The sequence below is a fragment of the Emticicia soli genome, from assembly GCF_037860775.1.
Lineage (GTDB): Bacteria > Bacteroidota > Bacteroidia > Cytophagales > Spirosomataceae > Emticicia > Emticicia soli.
The window spans coordinates 560427-576932 of record NZ_JBBEWC010000001.1; the positions used below are offsets into that span (position 1 = coordinate 560427).

Here is a 16506-nt window from a genome sequence, read left to right on the forward strand (position 1 = left end):
CGATTATCATCTTAATAACGAAAAACAATGGAAGTGGCTAAGTATCTCTCGGTGATTTTTGCAAGTATGATAAAGTTTTTCGGAGGCCCGTTAACAGGGCTAGCTCTGAAAATTACATGGATTGAAACGGCTATATGCTCGGTAATTGGAATGATGATTACAGTGGCATTAATAACGTTTTTTGGAGATTACATACAAAGATTTTTTACAAGGGTTTTTCAAAAGGGAGAACCAAAGAAAAAGAAAAAATTTACACGCTCAAATAAACTGGCGGTAAGAGTAAGACGAAAATTTGGCTTATTAGGCATCTCGTTCTTAACTCCTATACTTTTTAGCCCAATAGGTGGTGCAATTTTAGCGCTGGCTTTCAGATACCACAAAAGAGATATTATTATCAATATGTTGGTAAGTGCATGCGTGTGGGGCGTCATTCAGTGTTTATTTTTATACTATGCAAAAGATATTTTGTTCTAAGCAATAAGTTACAAATAGAAAGGGAGCGAATTTTAAAGTTCGCTCCCTTTCTATTTATAATAAATAGCTAAATCTTAACTATCCTTAGCCGTTTTAACGAAGTTCCTGCTTTTCTGATTTCCAGAATATAGCTTCCGGCGATTATATCCATAAGGCCTAGGTCAAGATACACTACTCCATTCACCAGCTTCATATAATCTTTACTTAGGTATATTTGTTTGCCGGCATTTGTATAAAGCGAGAAATCAAGTGTACTGAAATCTTCCTCTGCTGGCAATTTAATGTTACAGACGTTCTCGAAAGGATTTGGATATGCAACCCAGTCGTTTAATATATTCTCTGTAGAATCTGTTGAGCGTTTAACTTTAAACTGAACAGTTTTATAAGTAATGAGCGTATCTTTTTTATAAGCCTTAGCCGTAAGTGTATAGCTACCAATCGGGAATGTGATACCCCTACCCTCACCAAACAAATTGTAAGGCGCACGCTGAGAAACATTCTTGAATCTGTAAGGGCCTGTAAGTTCGAAATGGAAATTAACAGAGTCCAGATTACAGCGTGCCAGAATATTAAGCTTCTCTGGCAAACTTTCTGTATATAGTGTTCGGTTGTTTTCAACTATACCCCACCCTTCTATCGGAACATCAAAATAATCAGCCTTAATCAATTCAAAATCAATAACCGGCGGAATACTCTCAATATAAATATCTGTCTCGATGCTAGCCCCTTTATTATCATAAACACGAATCCTGATTTTAGTTTTTCCGAGCGAGAAAGCCCTACCATAGAAACTGAATTCAAATTTATTGAAATTAGCCCAACTTGGCCCTTCTACTACTTCCATGTAAGCAATAAAGCCATCAGGGTCTAGCACCAACGTTTCAGGGAGCCTGAAAATAAACGACTGGTTTACAACTGTCTGATAGGTATAGTCTTTAATGTTTACAAAAGGTGCTTCGTTAGGCCCTTCTTGTACCGGTGGTTTTGGAGGCTCAGGAGGATTAGGATTAGGGTTTACCGGGTCTGGATCAGGCAAATCAGGTAATGGATTATCTACTATTTGTTTTTCAAGCAAAAGGTCTTCGTCGTAGATAAATTTCAGCTTATCTCTACCATTGTGCGATTTCGCCTTCCAGTCTTCTAAAGCCGCATCTTGGCCGTCAATTAACTGCGAAAGACGATACTTTATAGAGTCGGCAAATACAATAGGTGGTGGTGATGTATTTATCCATTTTGCTCCTTCTTGCACAGCAGGTAAAATCTTTTCAAAATCTATTCCGTTATCATAGTCTATCCCAAGCATAATAAACTGTAAATCGTACTCTACGGCTTTTTTTACATAGTTTCTAAGCGCATCAGGAGTTGGTAAATCAAAATGTGCTACTTCTGTAAAATATTTCTGATGTGGCTGTAAGTTGCTATAAACCATATCAGCCTGATACCCATCGACACTTGTTTTGACAATATCAGTTTTTTCTGATAGATTCTTGAATGCATAAGTAGCCCTAAGCAAAGCCAGGTTATCTCCTACTCCGCCAAATTCGCAGGCTACTTTAAAATTCGGATCAACACTTTTAACAGCAGCCGAAAAATAGTCTATATAGTTTTTTAACAATAAGTGCCTGAACACATACCAATCTTTACCACGGCGGCCTTTAAACGAATCTTTGGTATTAAACCAGTTTACATAAGGCTCAACTTCTGAGAAGCTCTTATAAGTTGTACCCCAATAGCTATTTAGGGTACGAATGGTCTGATACTTTGTTTTAGCCCAATCTTTCCATTTAATCATCGACCACTTTGAATGGTCATAAACAGCAGGATACCCCGGGCTTGGATATTGCTGATTTTCATAAGCATAGCCTAATTCTTGCTGCGGGGTATTTACTACCGAAACAAAAATGATATGCCCTTTTTGTTGTAGGTCTTTATAGCGTTCACATACTTCTTTTACAAAGTCTCCGGCTTTTTCAATAGTGGGTTGATGCGCAAAACTGAAGTGATTGTTATCATAGTAGTAGGTAAGCGGTTTGCCTCTGAAATCAGACACAGCTTCTTCTGCATTCCAGAAACCCGGCGTAAACGAGATATGTCGGCCAAGGTGAATTCTGAGGGCTACTTTTATTTTGAGAACATTTACCGCATGGTTAATCTGGTTATCGATTTGTGCCCAATTGGCTTTTGAATTGGGTTTCTGATAAATCTTATCCCACCAAACAGTCAGCAAAGTTGAGTTACAGCCGGCATTGACCATTTTATCCATTACACTAATGCCATGATTCACATTGTCTTCTAGGTTACCAAGACCATGGCAAATATATCTTTGGGCACTTGTGTTGAAGCCACCAGTATTTATAAATAATACCAGGGTAATAAAAAAAGTAAATATTCTCATGAAGCTAAAATTTTATTACATACCACTCTTCTGTTATTTCTATATTTTTATTAAATCCACTGCGGTAACGAACAATCTCTTCGAACAAAATACTTCGTAACCCTTTATTGGCAACGTTTAGAGTTTCGAAAAATTGTTGCACATTTTCCACCGAATCAATCTTTGCATTTACTATTAATCCTTTATTAAGCAAAGTGGGCATTGTCTGATACGCACTGCTTTCTCCGGCCTCAGTAAGCAAATTCATCGACAGATGAGGTGGTTGAAAAAAGAGATTCAGCAGCTTACCTGTTATATTATAAGATGCTTTCACCTTTATCAGATGAACCAATTTTTGGTTTTCTAGCGTATCGGCAACTAAATTAAATGGCTTGCCTAATTCCCAAGATGTTTTTCTTTGTTTCTGCAGTTCTAGTGTTTTGGGTTTGTTCGATTTTTGGAGAAGTAGACGTCCATCAAAAACTTTTACAGGCTCATAGTTTTGCAGCAGACCCAGCAATGTTTGAGTCTCGTCTCCCCAAGCATATTTACCATCGATACCCTCTATGTTGTAAACTACAAAATCGGGGGCAGTGTTTGAAAGATACTTCTCCTTGTTTTTATTATCTAAAAACTCATTGTATGCCTGATATGACTGCACAACCGGCCGAGGGTTGTAATTGAGTTTATTAAAATATATATCTGTGATTTCGTTCGGTACAATATCTACACTTTTATTGCCAATTATGTTGAGTACATCTTGTGGATAAAACGGTTTTATGGCTTGTGTAGGCGTTTTGGTAATGGCCGAAAAATATTCGGGTAAAATATAAGATTTGGTTCGAAGATTATCAGTAACCTGAATCTGAATTTTACCATAAATAGGTTGATAAAAAACTACATAACTTATAAAATTCAAGGAAAACAGCACCCACCCGGACGCTTTTAACCAACTTGTTTGTGCAAAAGCAGGCAATAATAGAAATACGAGCGAAGCACTTCTCACAAACGACATTAGGTGCCCGTCGTCGGCTCTTACAAAAGCATATTTCAATAATACAAAATTACATACTCCTACACAGCCCAACAAAAACAACGTATCGAAAGATTGAACAGAAAATTGCTTTTTGCGGATAATAGAAAAAAGGAAATAGGCACAAACTACAACAAGTACACCAAATATCAAATAAGACGAAGCCACTGATTTCATCCGGCTATCAGGAAACAGCGATTGTGCCTCGTTATAGCCTTTTATTACCTGAACACTGGCATATAGATACTTTAATAAATCGGTATTTAATGCATAAGCGCTCACAAATAAAATCAGCACGGTACCAACACCGAAAATAGCAGTATAAACCAACGAAATACGCTTAGTGAAATAAGCGTATAGTAGCAATACTGCAATAAATAATAAGGCAATGATACCGTAGTTGGCCTTTATATAAAAAATGACAATGGCCATCAGAATGGTATAAGCCAGAAACCATCTATTGCTTGTTTGTAAAAATTTAAGCCCAAAAAACACACTCACATAAAATATCAGAAAACTGAGCCATTCACCATAAATAGAAGTGATAAGTAAGAATATCACAAAATGGATTAAAAGCTGATACAATTTAAGAGGCTTAGGTAAAAGATAATATAACAACAAACTGATAGAGGCAAAACAAAAAAGATCGAAAGCAAAAAACTCAAGATTACTTGTTGCAATGGCATATCGTTGCGTAAGACGCCCCAAAGGGCCGTAAGTATAAATAATGTCTTTACCAAAAACGAAACCCTTCTGATAAGCTATTTCCAAGGCTATACGCCACGAATTATCAATTCCGGCACTCGGAATATCAGAAATGCGGTAGTAAGGGAAAATTAAAACAAGCAGAAACAGAATATAAACAAGCTTTAGAATAAAAGAATTGATATTTAAGCTGAGTGTTTTCTTCAACATGAGTACGATAAATTTTCAATCGAAGGCTTTGTGCTTTATAACACAAGGCATATAATTACCTTTTTAGAGGTCAAAGGTACTAAATTTCGCTTGACTTTAAATATAATTGAAAGTGAAGCTTTAAGAAAAAGCCACTTGCTATTTTATTATTATGGCAGGTTTGAAATTACCGAATCACACCTTTGGCCAAAAAAATTATTTGTAAGAACTGACTTTGAAAATTTTAAAATCAAACAAATACGGGGTGTCAGACACTAAAAGTTTATTGTCTTCAAGCCTTGCTATCTGTATATTATAATTACCGTCAGGAAAACAAGTCTTTGATAAAATCGTTTGAAAACCTTTCGAAAACCGATAGCCACCTAATAAAAAAGATTTCAGGGAGTTTTGTTTTTGCATTACCGGGATAAGCAAAGGGGTATTATTGCTTGAATCTTTCAACATTACAAACAGAGCATTTTGTTTAGGATTGCCGCTAAGGCTTCCGTCATTTGACGACAAATAAAAAGTGTCAGAATCAGGATTTGTAACAGTTAACCGAATCGGATTCCCTTTCAAATAATTCTTTGAATCAAATGCCGGTTTTGGTAATTGATAAATCTTTCTTTCAGCCAAATTTCTTAACGTTTCATCAAAATACTCTCTATAAAAACAACCATTTAGGGTTGTATTGGCAGCATAATAATTAACAGAAATAAGCATTCGTTTATGAAACTGAAATAGCAAGTTGGGCATCACGTTAAGGAATGAATATGCAAAATAGCCTATACCCAGAAAAACCATAAAGCGATAGATATATTGCTGAAAGGTGATTCTTACTAAAAACGGTACAGTAAATAAATAGAGACCGATCCAGAGTAGATGGGTATAAACACGGTAGCGGTCAGGAAAAGCCGAAGAGGCTATATCTCTGAAAACGGCTAACCCTAAAAGCGTACCAAATCCAAAAAGGCATAAGCCGGTTGCTAGTAAATAATACAGACGTTCTTCTTTATTTAGTTTTCCGAAAACAGTATAGAAGAAAAATAACGAAATGCCAATGATTAGCACGGCACCTAAGCCCATGATTATAGCTTGCTGATTTGAAACTTTAACAATTGCACCACATAGCATCAGGAAAGAAACCAATATCTGCTTGATAGGATTTGGCTCATGCAAATATTGATTGTTGAGCAATGTAAATTTAATGAGGGCAAATATTGCTCCTATAATCAGTGCGCTTTTTACTCGTTTTTCGAGTAATAAAATAACAAATGCAATGGCAAAACCCAGAAATCCATTTCCACTACACACATAAGTGCAAGCCAGCAATAATACGCCTATGTAGAATTTATATGAAGCTTCTCGGAACGCAACCGTAAAATATAAACCCCAAAGATATAAGCTGATAATAACCGTATGCTGAAAAGTACAAAGCGCCCATAATGCGTTTTCGTACGAATACAACGACAACAAAAAGTAAGGAATGGGTATAAGCCACACCCACGAAACTTTAATAAGTTGTAATTGGCGAAAGAAGAAACCAAGCGAACATAAAAAAATAAGGTTGCCTATCAGCGTAATATATTTTATATGGATATTAGCAAAAACAATATAATAAGCCCATATAAAAAACTTGTAGATAGCAATGGGATGCTCGTTCTGAGGAATAAAGAAGATAAAAAACTTATCATGAAAAGTTTTAGCATTTGGTAAATCAATCATTAATGAATGAAGAATACCCATGTCGTCTTCGAAAGGAATATTTAAGCCAAAGAAAGAAAAAACAAATAAAAAAACGGCTATAGGAAGTAGAAATAAAAAGAGGTATAGATATATGCCATATTTAGTCATAAAACAAAGTGTGTCGTCTTGGAGTTCTGGTTTTGCTGTTTTTACTCTCTGCATAAAGGCAAGCAAAATTAGTAAATAAGTCAGTAAATAGTACTTTTTTGTGATTTACCGGTTAATAAAATACATAAAATCAATGTTTCAGGATAAATAAACAGATGTACACACAAAACAAAAATATAACAAAAACGGGGTAGGTTTTAATAACCTACCCCGTTTCTATAAATATTTCAATATAGTTACATATCGTTCAACTTGCTTTTGTTTCTGCTATATAAGAAGTAAACTATAAAGCCAAGAGCCATCCAACCCACTGCAAATTTTTGTGCTTTGCTATCTAAAAGAGCCATTAGTGCAAAGTTTGTAATGATACCAAGTGGCCCAATGATATACACCATTGGCGTTTTAAACGGTCTATCACGATTCGGGTCTCTGAAACGCAGAATCAATACCGCTAAACATACCATAGCAAAGGCAAATAAAGTACCAAAGCTAGTCATATCACTTAAGATACCGATAGGAGTAAAAGATGCAACTAATGATACTACTAAGCCTACCAATAGGGTGCTCTTCCAAGGTGTTTGCCATGTTTGATGTACTTCTTTAAAGAAGTTTGGAAGTAAACCGTCTTTTGCCATACCCAAGAACACACGTGTTTGGCCAAGCATCATCACAAGCATTACCGAAATCAACCCTGCTGTTGCAGCGGCTGTGATAACAAATACTGCCCAAGGCTGGCCAACTTTATCAAATGCCATTGCTACAGGAGCTTTCAAGGCATCGCCAGTAATATCTTTATAGTTCATCATACCAGTTAATACCAACGAAACCAATATGTAAAGAATAGTACAGATTAGTAAAGAAGCAATAATAGCAAACGGAATATCTTTTTTAGGATTGATTGCCTCACCTGCCGAAGTAGAAACTACGTCGAAACCAATATAAGCAAAGAAAATAGCAGCAGCACCGCTAAAAATCCCTTTCCAGCCATAGGCTTCTTTGGCTACACCATCTTCGTGCATAACCATTGTTGGCTCAGGAATGAATGGCTCCCAGTTTGCATAATTTACAAAGAAAATACCTACTAAAATTACGAAGATAACCGCACCTAATTTTATTATTACAATCAGGTTGTTGGTGTTAGCAGCTTCTTTAATACCTTTTACCAGAATCCAGGTTACAAGCCAGGTAATAATAAAAGCAGGAAGGTTAAGCGCAAAAGAAGCAGGCTCTAGCCCGTTTGCCTGTGCATAACTTGCTGCCGACCAAGGGTCGTTTCTGAGATAATAAGGAATATCAATACCGAATAAATGGACAAGCTTATTAAAATAGCCCGACCAGCTTACGGCAACGGTCATGGCTCCCATGGCGTATTCGAGAATCAAACCCCAACCGATAATCCATGCGAAAAGCTCACCGATAGTACCATAGGCATAAGCATACGCCGAGCCTTCAACCGGAAGCATAGAGGCAAATTCTGAATAGCAAAGTGCGGCAAATACACAGCCTATACCTGCTATAATGAATGAAAGTGCCAATGCCGGACCGGCATGATAGTGAGCAGCAGTACCTGTTAATACAAATATACCACCTCCGATAATACCCCCAATTCCGATAGCGGTAAGACTCCACTTACCCATTATACGCTTGAGTTGGCTATTTTTAATATCTGCCTCATAAGCAGACATTGGCTTTTTACGCCAAATACTGTTTTCCATACGATTTTTAGAGCTGTTTTTGGTTTGTTTTCGAATTATATTGCAATATAATGCAAAATTGCCTTGTATTACCAAACCTTTTACTCAAAAAACAAAATATTCTTTCATTTTTTGGCTCTTTACTTAAAAAAACTATTACGTATAGTATTAAGAAACTTAAAAATTAAACTCCCAGTTTTGCTTGGCTTGCAGCTAAAAGTAACTGATACAAAAGTTGTTATATTATAGAAAATATAATTGCAACATAGGTGTAAATTCTTAAAAGCTAGCCATTAAATAAGATTTCTTTTTAGTTAACTAATCCTTAATACTTTATTTAAGGGCTTTAACTTAATTTTGCCTCCGGGTTGGCTTCCAATACTATGAGTAGCTGCTCAAATCATTTTTCATAGTACGCTTCTCAGATACCTTTACAAACTCATTCAAATTCACACTTATGCGGTGCTTATGGCACGGCGTGTTTCGGTTTAAATATACAACAAAACAATTGAAAACTAATGACCAAAAAACAAACCCATTGGGTAGGGTTCCTGTGTGGAATTTTGCTTTTTTGTATTACTTTGTTTCGGGAAGCCTTCTTTCTTAGCTCTTTTTTCGGTATTTACACACTCATCTTCTTAAAGTCGGCATCTATATTGGTATTAGGCTATTTCTTTGCCCGAATCATCGACGTTAAACCTGTTAAATTTTTAATCACTGGCATTTGTTTCGAAGCCGCCACTCGGTTATTTATGCCTTTTGCATATCTATTAAATGAGCGTGTTCATAAAATATATAAATATCCTACTTTCAGGACTGTTATCATTCCGGTTACCAACTATGCCGAGCAGATAGCCCGTAATATTGGATCTGACATGGGCTCGGTACAATATTTCGAAACAGGTAGCTGCTATGATGAAGAACTCTTCTATACATTCGAACCAAGCAAATTCAGTTTTCAGCATATTGATTTTACAAACGAATACACCATTAACTCGAAAGGAGCAAGAGATGATGAGGAATCTCTTGTGAAACCTGAAATAGTTTTTATCGGCGATTCATTCACAACAGGGCTTGGTGTAAACCAGGACGAAAACTTTGCCAGTCTGGTAGAAAAGAAGTTACAAAAGAAAGCGCTTAATTTGGGAGTACCCTCTTATGGCACAGCACGAGAGTCTTTGCTTATGAAAAGATTCGATTTAGATTCTTGTAAATATATAGTGCTTCAATATTGTAGTAATGACGATGTAGAGAATCAGGCTTATGTTGCTAATAATTTTAAACTGAACAAAAGAAGCGAAAAAGACTACAAAGCGGCACAGATATACAACCAATTGGTTTTAAACTATTATCCGTTCAGATACACATACTCTTTATTTGCCAAGCGAACACTTTACCTAATAGCCGACCTGACTACTCCAAAAGCAGCAGCTGCTCCAAGTACAAAACAGATTACAAGCGAGCCATCAGAAGACTTCGTCAAGATTCTGCAAAAAATTCAAGCCGATTATCCTGATAAGAAAATTATAGTTTTTGATTTAGGCTTATTTAAAACTTTTGATGTTTTTTCTATTAAAGTCAAAAAACTAATAGAACAACATCAGTTAAAAAATGTAGAATTGCTCGACACCTCGAAGTTTATAAATTGTGAAGAATGTTATTATAATCTTGATTTTCATATCACACCTAAAGGCCACGCGATATTGGCCGATAGTTTAGCAAAACGTATAAAAATATAAAAGGCTTGAGGGACGTTCAAGCCTTAGAAAATATAATCAGAATCAGATTTTAGAATTTAGGACACGATAGCTCCTTTTTGTGGCTTCTGCTTCTTGACCTTTTTCTTTCGATAGGGTCAAACTGATAAGCTATTGAGATTTCGTGCGAGCCACCTGTTGACATACCCAAACTCGAAACGGTGATGTCGTAGCTATATCCAATCGAGACGTTATCTTGGCGTACGCCTACAAGAAAAATAAGAGCATCGTGGTTGGTACGGGTAATGTCTCTCTTTTTAATCGGAATACCTCTGTACCAAAGCCCTAGCGTGATAGGAGAGTAGGTTGCATAAAAACCTAAATCAAGCTGGTCGAATTTACCTTGTCTTTTATATAAAAAAGCCGGTGATACCGAAAACTCTCTTTCTGCATTAGCAGCATTTGAATACGGATTATCTAATGGTATTTTCAAGCCCCCACTTACGCTGAACTTCATAGGTATATATGAATCAATACTTGCAGTAGTTGTTGAAAAACTAAATTTAGGTTGATTGATATGGTGAACAGCGACACCTAACCATGATTTGCTATTATAATATAATGCACCACCACTAAAATCTACAAAATTAATATTGGGTATGCGTTGGTCAAGAATTGGGCCAAATGGGTCGTTGGTAGGATTTCCCGTTAACCCGCCATCATCATATTGGTCGCCAAAGGTTAATCCAAGGTAATTAATGCTTTTACTCGAAAAAGTGCCTTGCGCACCCAAGCGTAAAAAACTTTCTTCGTTTAATCTTAATTGGTAAGAGTAAATCCCGCTTATTTCAGTACTCTTTAGCCGGCCAGGCCCTTGAGAATCGTTCGTAGCTAAAATCCCGATACCACTGTTTATTCTTTCAAGATAATGGTCAAAAGAAAACGAACTAGTAATAAAATTGGCATTAATAGAAGGCCATTGGTTACGATAATTGGCAATCAATCTGGGTGCATAGGCGCCGCCCGCAAAAGCAGGGTTCTGGTATAAGGGTGCAGCATAAAACTGCGAAAACTGGGGATCTTGTGCCAAACTACTAAAGCAAACCGAGCACAAGAGGACAATTCGTAAATAAATTTTTTCCATTGCCTATTTTTATAGGATATAATGATGTATTTCTAAAGCAAATTTCATTCCAAAGCACTATTTTAAATTTTACGAAAAGGTTTTAATACGAATATACTACAATTTTGCTTATTCGCTTGCCAAATAACGTTGTAGCCTTGGTTTTTGGTGTAAAAGCAAGCAAAAAAGTCAATTATATACACTTAACGAAATCTTTACGAGGGGCTATCAAATATTTTCATTTTATGGCTCGTTAAAAATTATAGAAACAAAGTGATATAATTTTTGTTTATTTTTAATAAGTTAGTATTATAATATTTAACGAACTATGTGGGGTGGTATTGGTACTAATCTAAGGATTTTTTTTATTGCGGCCACATTATCCTGTATTTCACAATTCTCCTTTGGTCAGTTTTTTATAGGTGGTAAGAAATGTATAAGTATTACGCCTCCTACGCCTCCTGATCCTCTACCTCAGGGTTGGCAACCTCCAAGTGTGGATTGTAATGAGCCGACAGTCTTTTTCGATACAGAAAAAGACGCAACAGCCTGGCAGTGGGACTTCGGTGACCCTACCAGTGGAAACAACACGGCCACTACTCGTAACCCGAGGCATACTTACACTGTACCTCGCGAATATACCGTTACATTAACCCGTACTTTAGCTAGTGGCGTTGTTGAGACTGTTACTAAGCAAGTTACTATCAGTCAACCTCCACCGCAACCAAAATTCTTCAAGAAAATATCTGGTGATACCACCGTATGTGATGGTAAAACCCTCAAACTTGATCCGTATAATGTTTTACAGGGAGGTGCCAGCGCACCTAGTAATGCCACTTATCTATGGTTTCCTGGTGGCGAGACTACGCCAACTATAGATGTTACAAAAACAGGTTGTTATTCGGTAGAGGTTTTTGATGCCTTGGGTCAATGTTCGCGTACAGCAAAAATCAATGTGAAGTTTTGTTTACAAGAGGCTAGTAGTAGCGGTGGTGGTGAAAAATGGTATTTTGGTAAGGGGGCAACTCTTTCTTTTGGCTTAGATTCAACAACCATATTGCCAAGAGATACATTGGCTAATGGCGGCGGTCTTTTTGAAGACCCTGAGCAAGAAGACCCAAGGTATATTCCAGTAGAAGCAACAGAAAGCAATCCGGTAGATTCTCCGGCTGGTGTAGCAATGGTTTATAGCCCCAAAGGAGAATTAGTGTTTTATACCGATGGGGTAAAAATATATGGTAAAGATGACCAACTATTGCCATTTATGTTGCCACTTGATGACCCTGACCCGACAAATCAAACCTTGGGAGGTACCAATACTTCTGCGCAATCTTCGCTTATTATTCCTAAAAGCTCGTGTAATGAGTGTCCCCATCATCTTTATTATGTTTATACACAAAATAAAGATACAGGGCTTCTCTCATATAGCATTGTTGATTTAAGAAGAGACAATGGAAAGGGGGCTGTAGTAGAAAGAGGTATTCCTGTGTCTATTAATAGTACTCAGCAAATTGTTGCCAGAAAAACAAAAGATGAAAAAGGCTTCTTCATTTACTCGCATGATGCTGAAACAAATGAGTTTAAAGTCTTGAAGGTTGATTCAACCGGAACAACAGAAACCATACAAGCTCTTGGTCTGGATGAGTTTTCGGAAACGGGTTATATGCGAATTTCACCCGAAGGAGATAAGCTTGCGATGGCAATAGTAAAAGACGGGAAAAACTATATTGAGGTGTATGACCTTAATATTGAAAACGGAGAACTGACACTTTCGTTGAGTATTGATTTAAAAGTTGCTTCTCCGCCATCGGTTTATGGTGTTGAGTTTTCGCAAGATGGTGAGAAATTGTACACAACATTAAAAGGTAATCCGGCTAATGGCGAAAAATCATTTCTGTATCAATTAAACCTTAATCTGGGAGACCCGAATGCAATTGCTGATCAGAAAATACTGATAGATGAGTCGACTACCCAAGTCTTTGGTGCTTTACAGATGGGGCCTACCAATGCCGGGAGTGGCGGCGCTATATATATGGCCATTGATGGTAGTGATAGGGTTGCATATATATCTGTCCCCGAAGTTGTCGGGAATGCTAGTGCAGTAGGCTATGTTCCGGTTAGATTTGGATTTGGGGCTGATGTGACAGGAACAAGCCAATTGGGATTCCCGAATGTAATACATGCTAAGAAAGAAGACGAAGGAGAAGGCATTAGTGCAACTTTTGATGGTACTTGTGAAGGTAGTCCTACTGTGTTTAAAACACAAGGGATTTGTAGCCCAATGAAGTCGGAAGCCACATGGGACTTTGGTGATGGAACTACAGGAGCAGGAAATGAAGTTTCGCACACATATGCGAAAGCAGGAAAATATTATATTAAGATGACAGTAAAGGTTTATTCAGAAACACTACTTAGTAAAAACCTCAACAGTCCTGTAATAAATGGTATTTTAGGTAATGCCCTTAAAGACCACTGTAATACATTTGTAGTAGAAGATTCTGTTTACATCAAACCAACTCCGGTTGTTAATCTACCAGATTCCGCTTTTGTTTGTGTTATTGAAGGTGCCAAAACACTTTTAGATCCTAAAGCACAGAGAACTTTTGACCCAACATACCGCTGGATTACTAGTGAAACCACCCCAACTATTTTTGCTGATGCATTAGGTACATACACTGTGACAGTATCTAACAACTATGAGTCAAGAAGTGGAATTGTATCTTGCCCTGTAGAAGATAAAACTTTAGTAAAAGAGGGTTGTGAGCCAAGGTTATTTGCCCCTGAAGCTTTTTCTCCAAACGGAGATAGTATAAATGATAATTTTCAGATACACAGTGCGCATATTGAAGATTTTGACCTGAAAATTTATAATCGTTGGGGTGAAATTATATTTGAGTCCTTTGATGTTGACATGCGTTGGGATGGCAAATATAAAGGAAAAATCATGGCACCTATGATGTACGCCTTTGTAGTAAGCTATAAGAGTAAATATTTTCCGTATCGACCCAAGATAACCAAGACAGGGGGAGTAATGCTTATAAACTAAGATTTATTTGCTTATTATATCTACAGTTTTAGATACTCTCTATACCTTTGTGAGAGATTTCTGATGATGCTACTTTAATCGTTTTTGTGTAGAAACCACCGGAAAATTATTGTATATTTGGTAAATAAAAAGAGAGGTTTCTCACCGATTTCATGCGACAAGATTATATAAAAGGAGATAAAGAGGTGCTTTCGCCTGTAGAAAAAGAAATAGAAAAAGCACTAAGACCGCTTTCGTTCGATGACTTTACAGGTCAGGATAAGATTCTTGAAAATTTAAAAATCTTTGTTTTAGCTGCTAAACAAAGACAAGAGGCGCTTGACCACGTACTGCTTCATGGCCCTCCGGGTTTGGGAAAAACCACACTTTCGAATATCATTGCCAACGAGCTTGGTACAAATATCAAAATAACATCAGGCCCGGTTTTAGATAAACCTAGCGACCTGGCAGGCTTGCTGACAAACCTTGACCCGTTTGATGTCTTGTTTATTGACGAAATCCATCGCCTGAACCCCATAGTAGAAGAGTATCTTTACTCAGCTATGGAAGATTACAAGATAGACATTATGCTTGATTCGGGGCCTAATGCCCGAAGTGTACAAATCAGCCTGAATCCATTTACCCTGATTGGTGCAACAACCCGTGCAGGCTTGCTAACATCGCCTCTTAGAGCCAGATTTGGTATCAACTCACGTTTGGAGTATTATGATGCACAGCTTCTTTCTACCATAGTGAGAAGGTCTTCTCATATACTCAATACACCCATTACAGACGAAGGTGCCTTTGAAATAGCACGCCGTAGCCGTGGTACACCTCGTATTGCAAACAACCTACTCAGACGTACCCGTGACTTTGCACAAGTAAAAGGCAATGGAAAAATTACAATCGAAATTGCAGAAATAGCCCTTACCGCACTAGATGTTGACCAGGATGGACTAGATGAAATGGATAACCGTATTCTGCAAACAATCATCGATAAGTTTAAAGGTGGGCCAGTTGGCTTGTCAACAATTGCTACGGCAGTAGGCGAGGAGGCCGAGACAATAGAAGAGGTGTACGAGCCATTCCTGATTCAGGAGGGGTATCTGAAACGTACATCACGTGGAAGAGAGGCAACCGAGAAAGCCTATAAACACCTGAATATTTTGCCTAAATACCGAATGGGAGAGTTATTCTAAAAGAAAACGTCTTCAAAATGACGTATTTCAAATGCTTGCCCTACAATAATCGCAATTATATCAAAACGTATTTTGCTACGCCAGTCTTTCTGATAAACATAGTTTTCGGCTGTTTTCATGATAAGGCTGGCTTTTGCTTTTGAGATAGTCTGCTCCGGGAAACCATGCAAAACTTCGGAGCGGGCTCTTACTTCTACAAACACCAACCAATCATCTTTCTGAGCAATAATGTCTATTTCGCCTTTGCCAAAAACATAATTTCTATCACGGATTTCGTAGCCTTTTTGGCTAAGAAACTTGGCAGCCATTTCTTCGGCCTGATTTCCAGTGTCGTTATGTTGTGCCATCAGCGTTTAAGAAGAAAATCTCTATCATTAGGCAAGCTCAGCAATAACTGATTCGCCACCCACAGGGCGGTCATCGATATTAACCAGAATCTTGGCATCAAGCGGTAAGAAAATGTCAATTCTGGAGCCGAATTTGATAAATCCAAACTCATTGCCTTGTTGCACTTGTTGCCCTTCTTTCACATACCAGCATAAACGGCGAGCTAAAGCTCCGGCAATCTGGCGGAAAAGCACCTCTGTGCCGTTATCGTGTTTTACAACAATGGTTGTGCGTTCGTTATCAGTACTTGATTTCGGATGCCATGCTACAAGGTATTTGCCCGGATGATATTTGAAGTATGATACAATACCCGAGATTGGGTTAAAATTAATGTGCACATTAATCGGCGACATAAAGATAGACACTTGTCGACGTGGGCCTTTGAAATACTCTGTTTCAACAACCTCTTCAATAACTACCACTTTACCATCGGCAGGGGCAATCACCTGTTTCGAATTGATAGTTGTTGTTCGGGTAGGCTTACGGAAAAACTGAAGAATAATGATCAGAAAAACAATGCTGGCTCCAATCAGGATATTGTGAACAAGGGTATTATCTGGTAAAAAATATCTTACTAATCCGTTCAGAATTACTAATCCGATAATTGTTAATGATATGGTTCCTGTACCCTCTTTATGTAGTGTCATTTTTAATCTGCTGGTTTTTTAGAACCACAAATATAATCAAACAATGTTTTTGCGTTATCTTCACGGCTCAAATATTTATCATACCCATGTGAATAACCTGTGGAT

At 37.5% G+C, this 16506-nt stretch carries 11 protein-coding genes; 4 read left to right on the top strand and 7 right to left on the bottom strand.

Features of this window, described 5'->3' with window-relative positions; genetic code table 11:
- Positions 1 to 27 precede the first annotated feature (27 nt).
- On the top strand, positions 28 to 474 hold the full coding sequence (locus WAE64_RS02325; RefSeq protein WP_340234079.1) for a small multi-drug export protein: 447 nt from the start codon (positions 28 to 30) through the stop codon (positions 472 to 474).
- Positions 475 to 541: 67 nt separating this feature from the next.
- On the opposite strand, the gene WAE64_RS02330 is transcribed toward WAE64_RS02325, so the two are convergent.
- The 4 genes from WAE64_RS02330 to WAE64_RS02345 form a co-directional block, all read right to left on the bottom strand.
- Positions 542 to 2869 carry an alpha-amylase family protein gene (locus WAE64_RS02330; protein WP_340234081.1) on the bottom strand — a complete coding sequence of 776 codons (2328 nt, stop codon included), beginning with the start codon at positions 2867 to 2869 and terminating at the stop codon, positions 542 to 544.
- Positions 2870 to 2873: 4 nt separating this feature from the next.
- Positions 2874 to 4796 (bottom strand): hypothetical protein, encoded by a 1923-nt coding sequence (locus tag WAE64_RS02335; protein WP_340234087.1) that lies wholly within the window; start codon positions 4794 to 4796, stop codon positions 2874 to 2876.
- Positions 4797 to 4991: 195 nt separating this feature from the next.
- The gene (locus WAE64_RS02340; RefSeq protein WP_340234089.1) at positions 4992 to 6683 is read right to left on the bottom strand and encodes a hypothetical protein; all 1692 of its coding nucleotides are present in this window, start codon (positions 6681 to 6683) and stop codon (positions 4992 to 4994) included.
- A gap of 182 nt (positions 6684 to 6865) precedes the next feature.
- Positions 6866 to 8344 carry an APC family permease gene (locus WAE64_RS02345; protein WP_340234091.1) on the bottom strand — a complete coding sequence of 493 codons (1479 nt, stop codon included), beginning with the start codon at positions 8342 to 8344 and terminating at the stop codon, positions 6866 to 6868.
- Between the two features lie 497 nt (positions 8345 to 8841).
- Between WAE64_RS02345 and WAE64_RS02350 the strand changes: the two genes are divergently transcribed.
- Positions 8842 to 10062 carry an SGNH/GDSL hydrolase family protein gene (locus WAE64_RS02350; RefSeq protein ID WP_340234093.1) on the top strand — a complete coding sequence of 407 codons (1221 nt, stop codon included), beginning with the start codon at positions 8842 to 8844 and terminating at the stop codon, positions 10060 to 10062.
- Positions 10063 to 10111: 49 nt separating this feature from the next.
- Here WAE64_RS02350 and WAE64_RS02355 read toward each other — a convergent pair whose 3' ends face one another.
- On the bottom strand, positions 10112 to 11164 hold the full coding sequence (locus tag WAE64_RS02355; RefSeq protein ID WP_340234096.1) for a PorP/SprF family type IX secretion system membrane protein: 1053 nt from the start codon (positions 11162 to 11164) through the stop codon (positions 10112 to 10114).
- Positions 11165 to 11639: 475 nt separating this feature from the next.
- Between WAE64_RS02355 and WAE64_RS02360 the strand changes: the two genes are divergently transcribed.
- The gene (locus WAE64_RS02360) at positions 11640 to 14189 is read left to right on the top strand and encodes a PKD domain-containing protein (RefSeq protein ID WP_340234098.1); all 2550 of its coding nucleotides are present in this window, start codon (positions 11640 to 11642) and stop codon (positions 14187 to 14189) included.
- Positions 14190 to 14341: 152 nt separating this feature from the next.
- On the top strand, positions 14342 to 15367 hold the full coding sequence (ruvB, locus tag WAE64_RS02365) for a Holliday junction branch migration DNA helicase RuvB (RefSeq protein ID WP_340234100.1): 1026 nt from the start codon (positions 14342 to 14344) through the stop codon (positions 15365 to 15367).
- Here ruvB and WAE64_RS02370 read toward each other — a convergent pair.
- Together WAE64_RS02370 and WAE64_RS02375 are read right to left on the bottom strand one after the other, a co-directional pair.
- Complete coding sequence (locus WAE64_RS02370) at positions 15364 to 15714, bottom strand: YraN family protein (protein ID WP_340234102.1); 351 nt, start codon at positions 15712 to 15714, stop codon at positions 15364 to 15366. The two genes, ruvB and WAE64_RS02370, sit on opposite strands and share 4 nt — an antisense overlap.
- Positions 15715 to 15741: 27 nt before the next feature.
- Positions 15742 to 16401, bottom strand: a complete 660-nt coding sequence (locus tag WAE64_RS02375; protein WP_340234104.1) for a phosphatidylserine decarboxylase family protein — start codon at positions 16399 to 16401, stop codon at positions 15742 to 15744.
- Positions 16402 to 16506 lie beyond the last annotated feature (105 nt).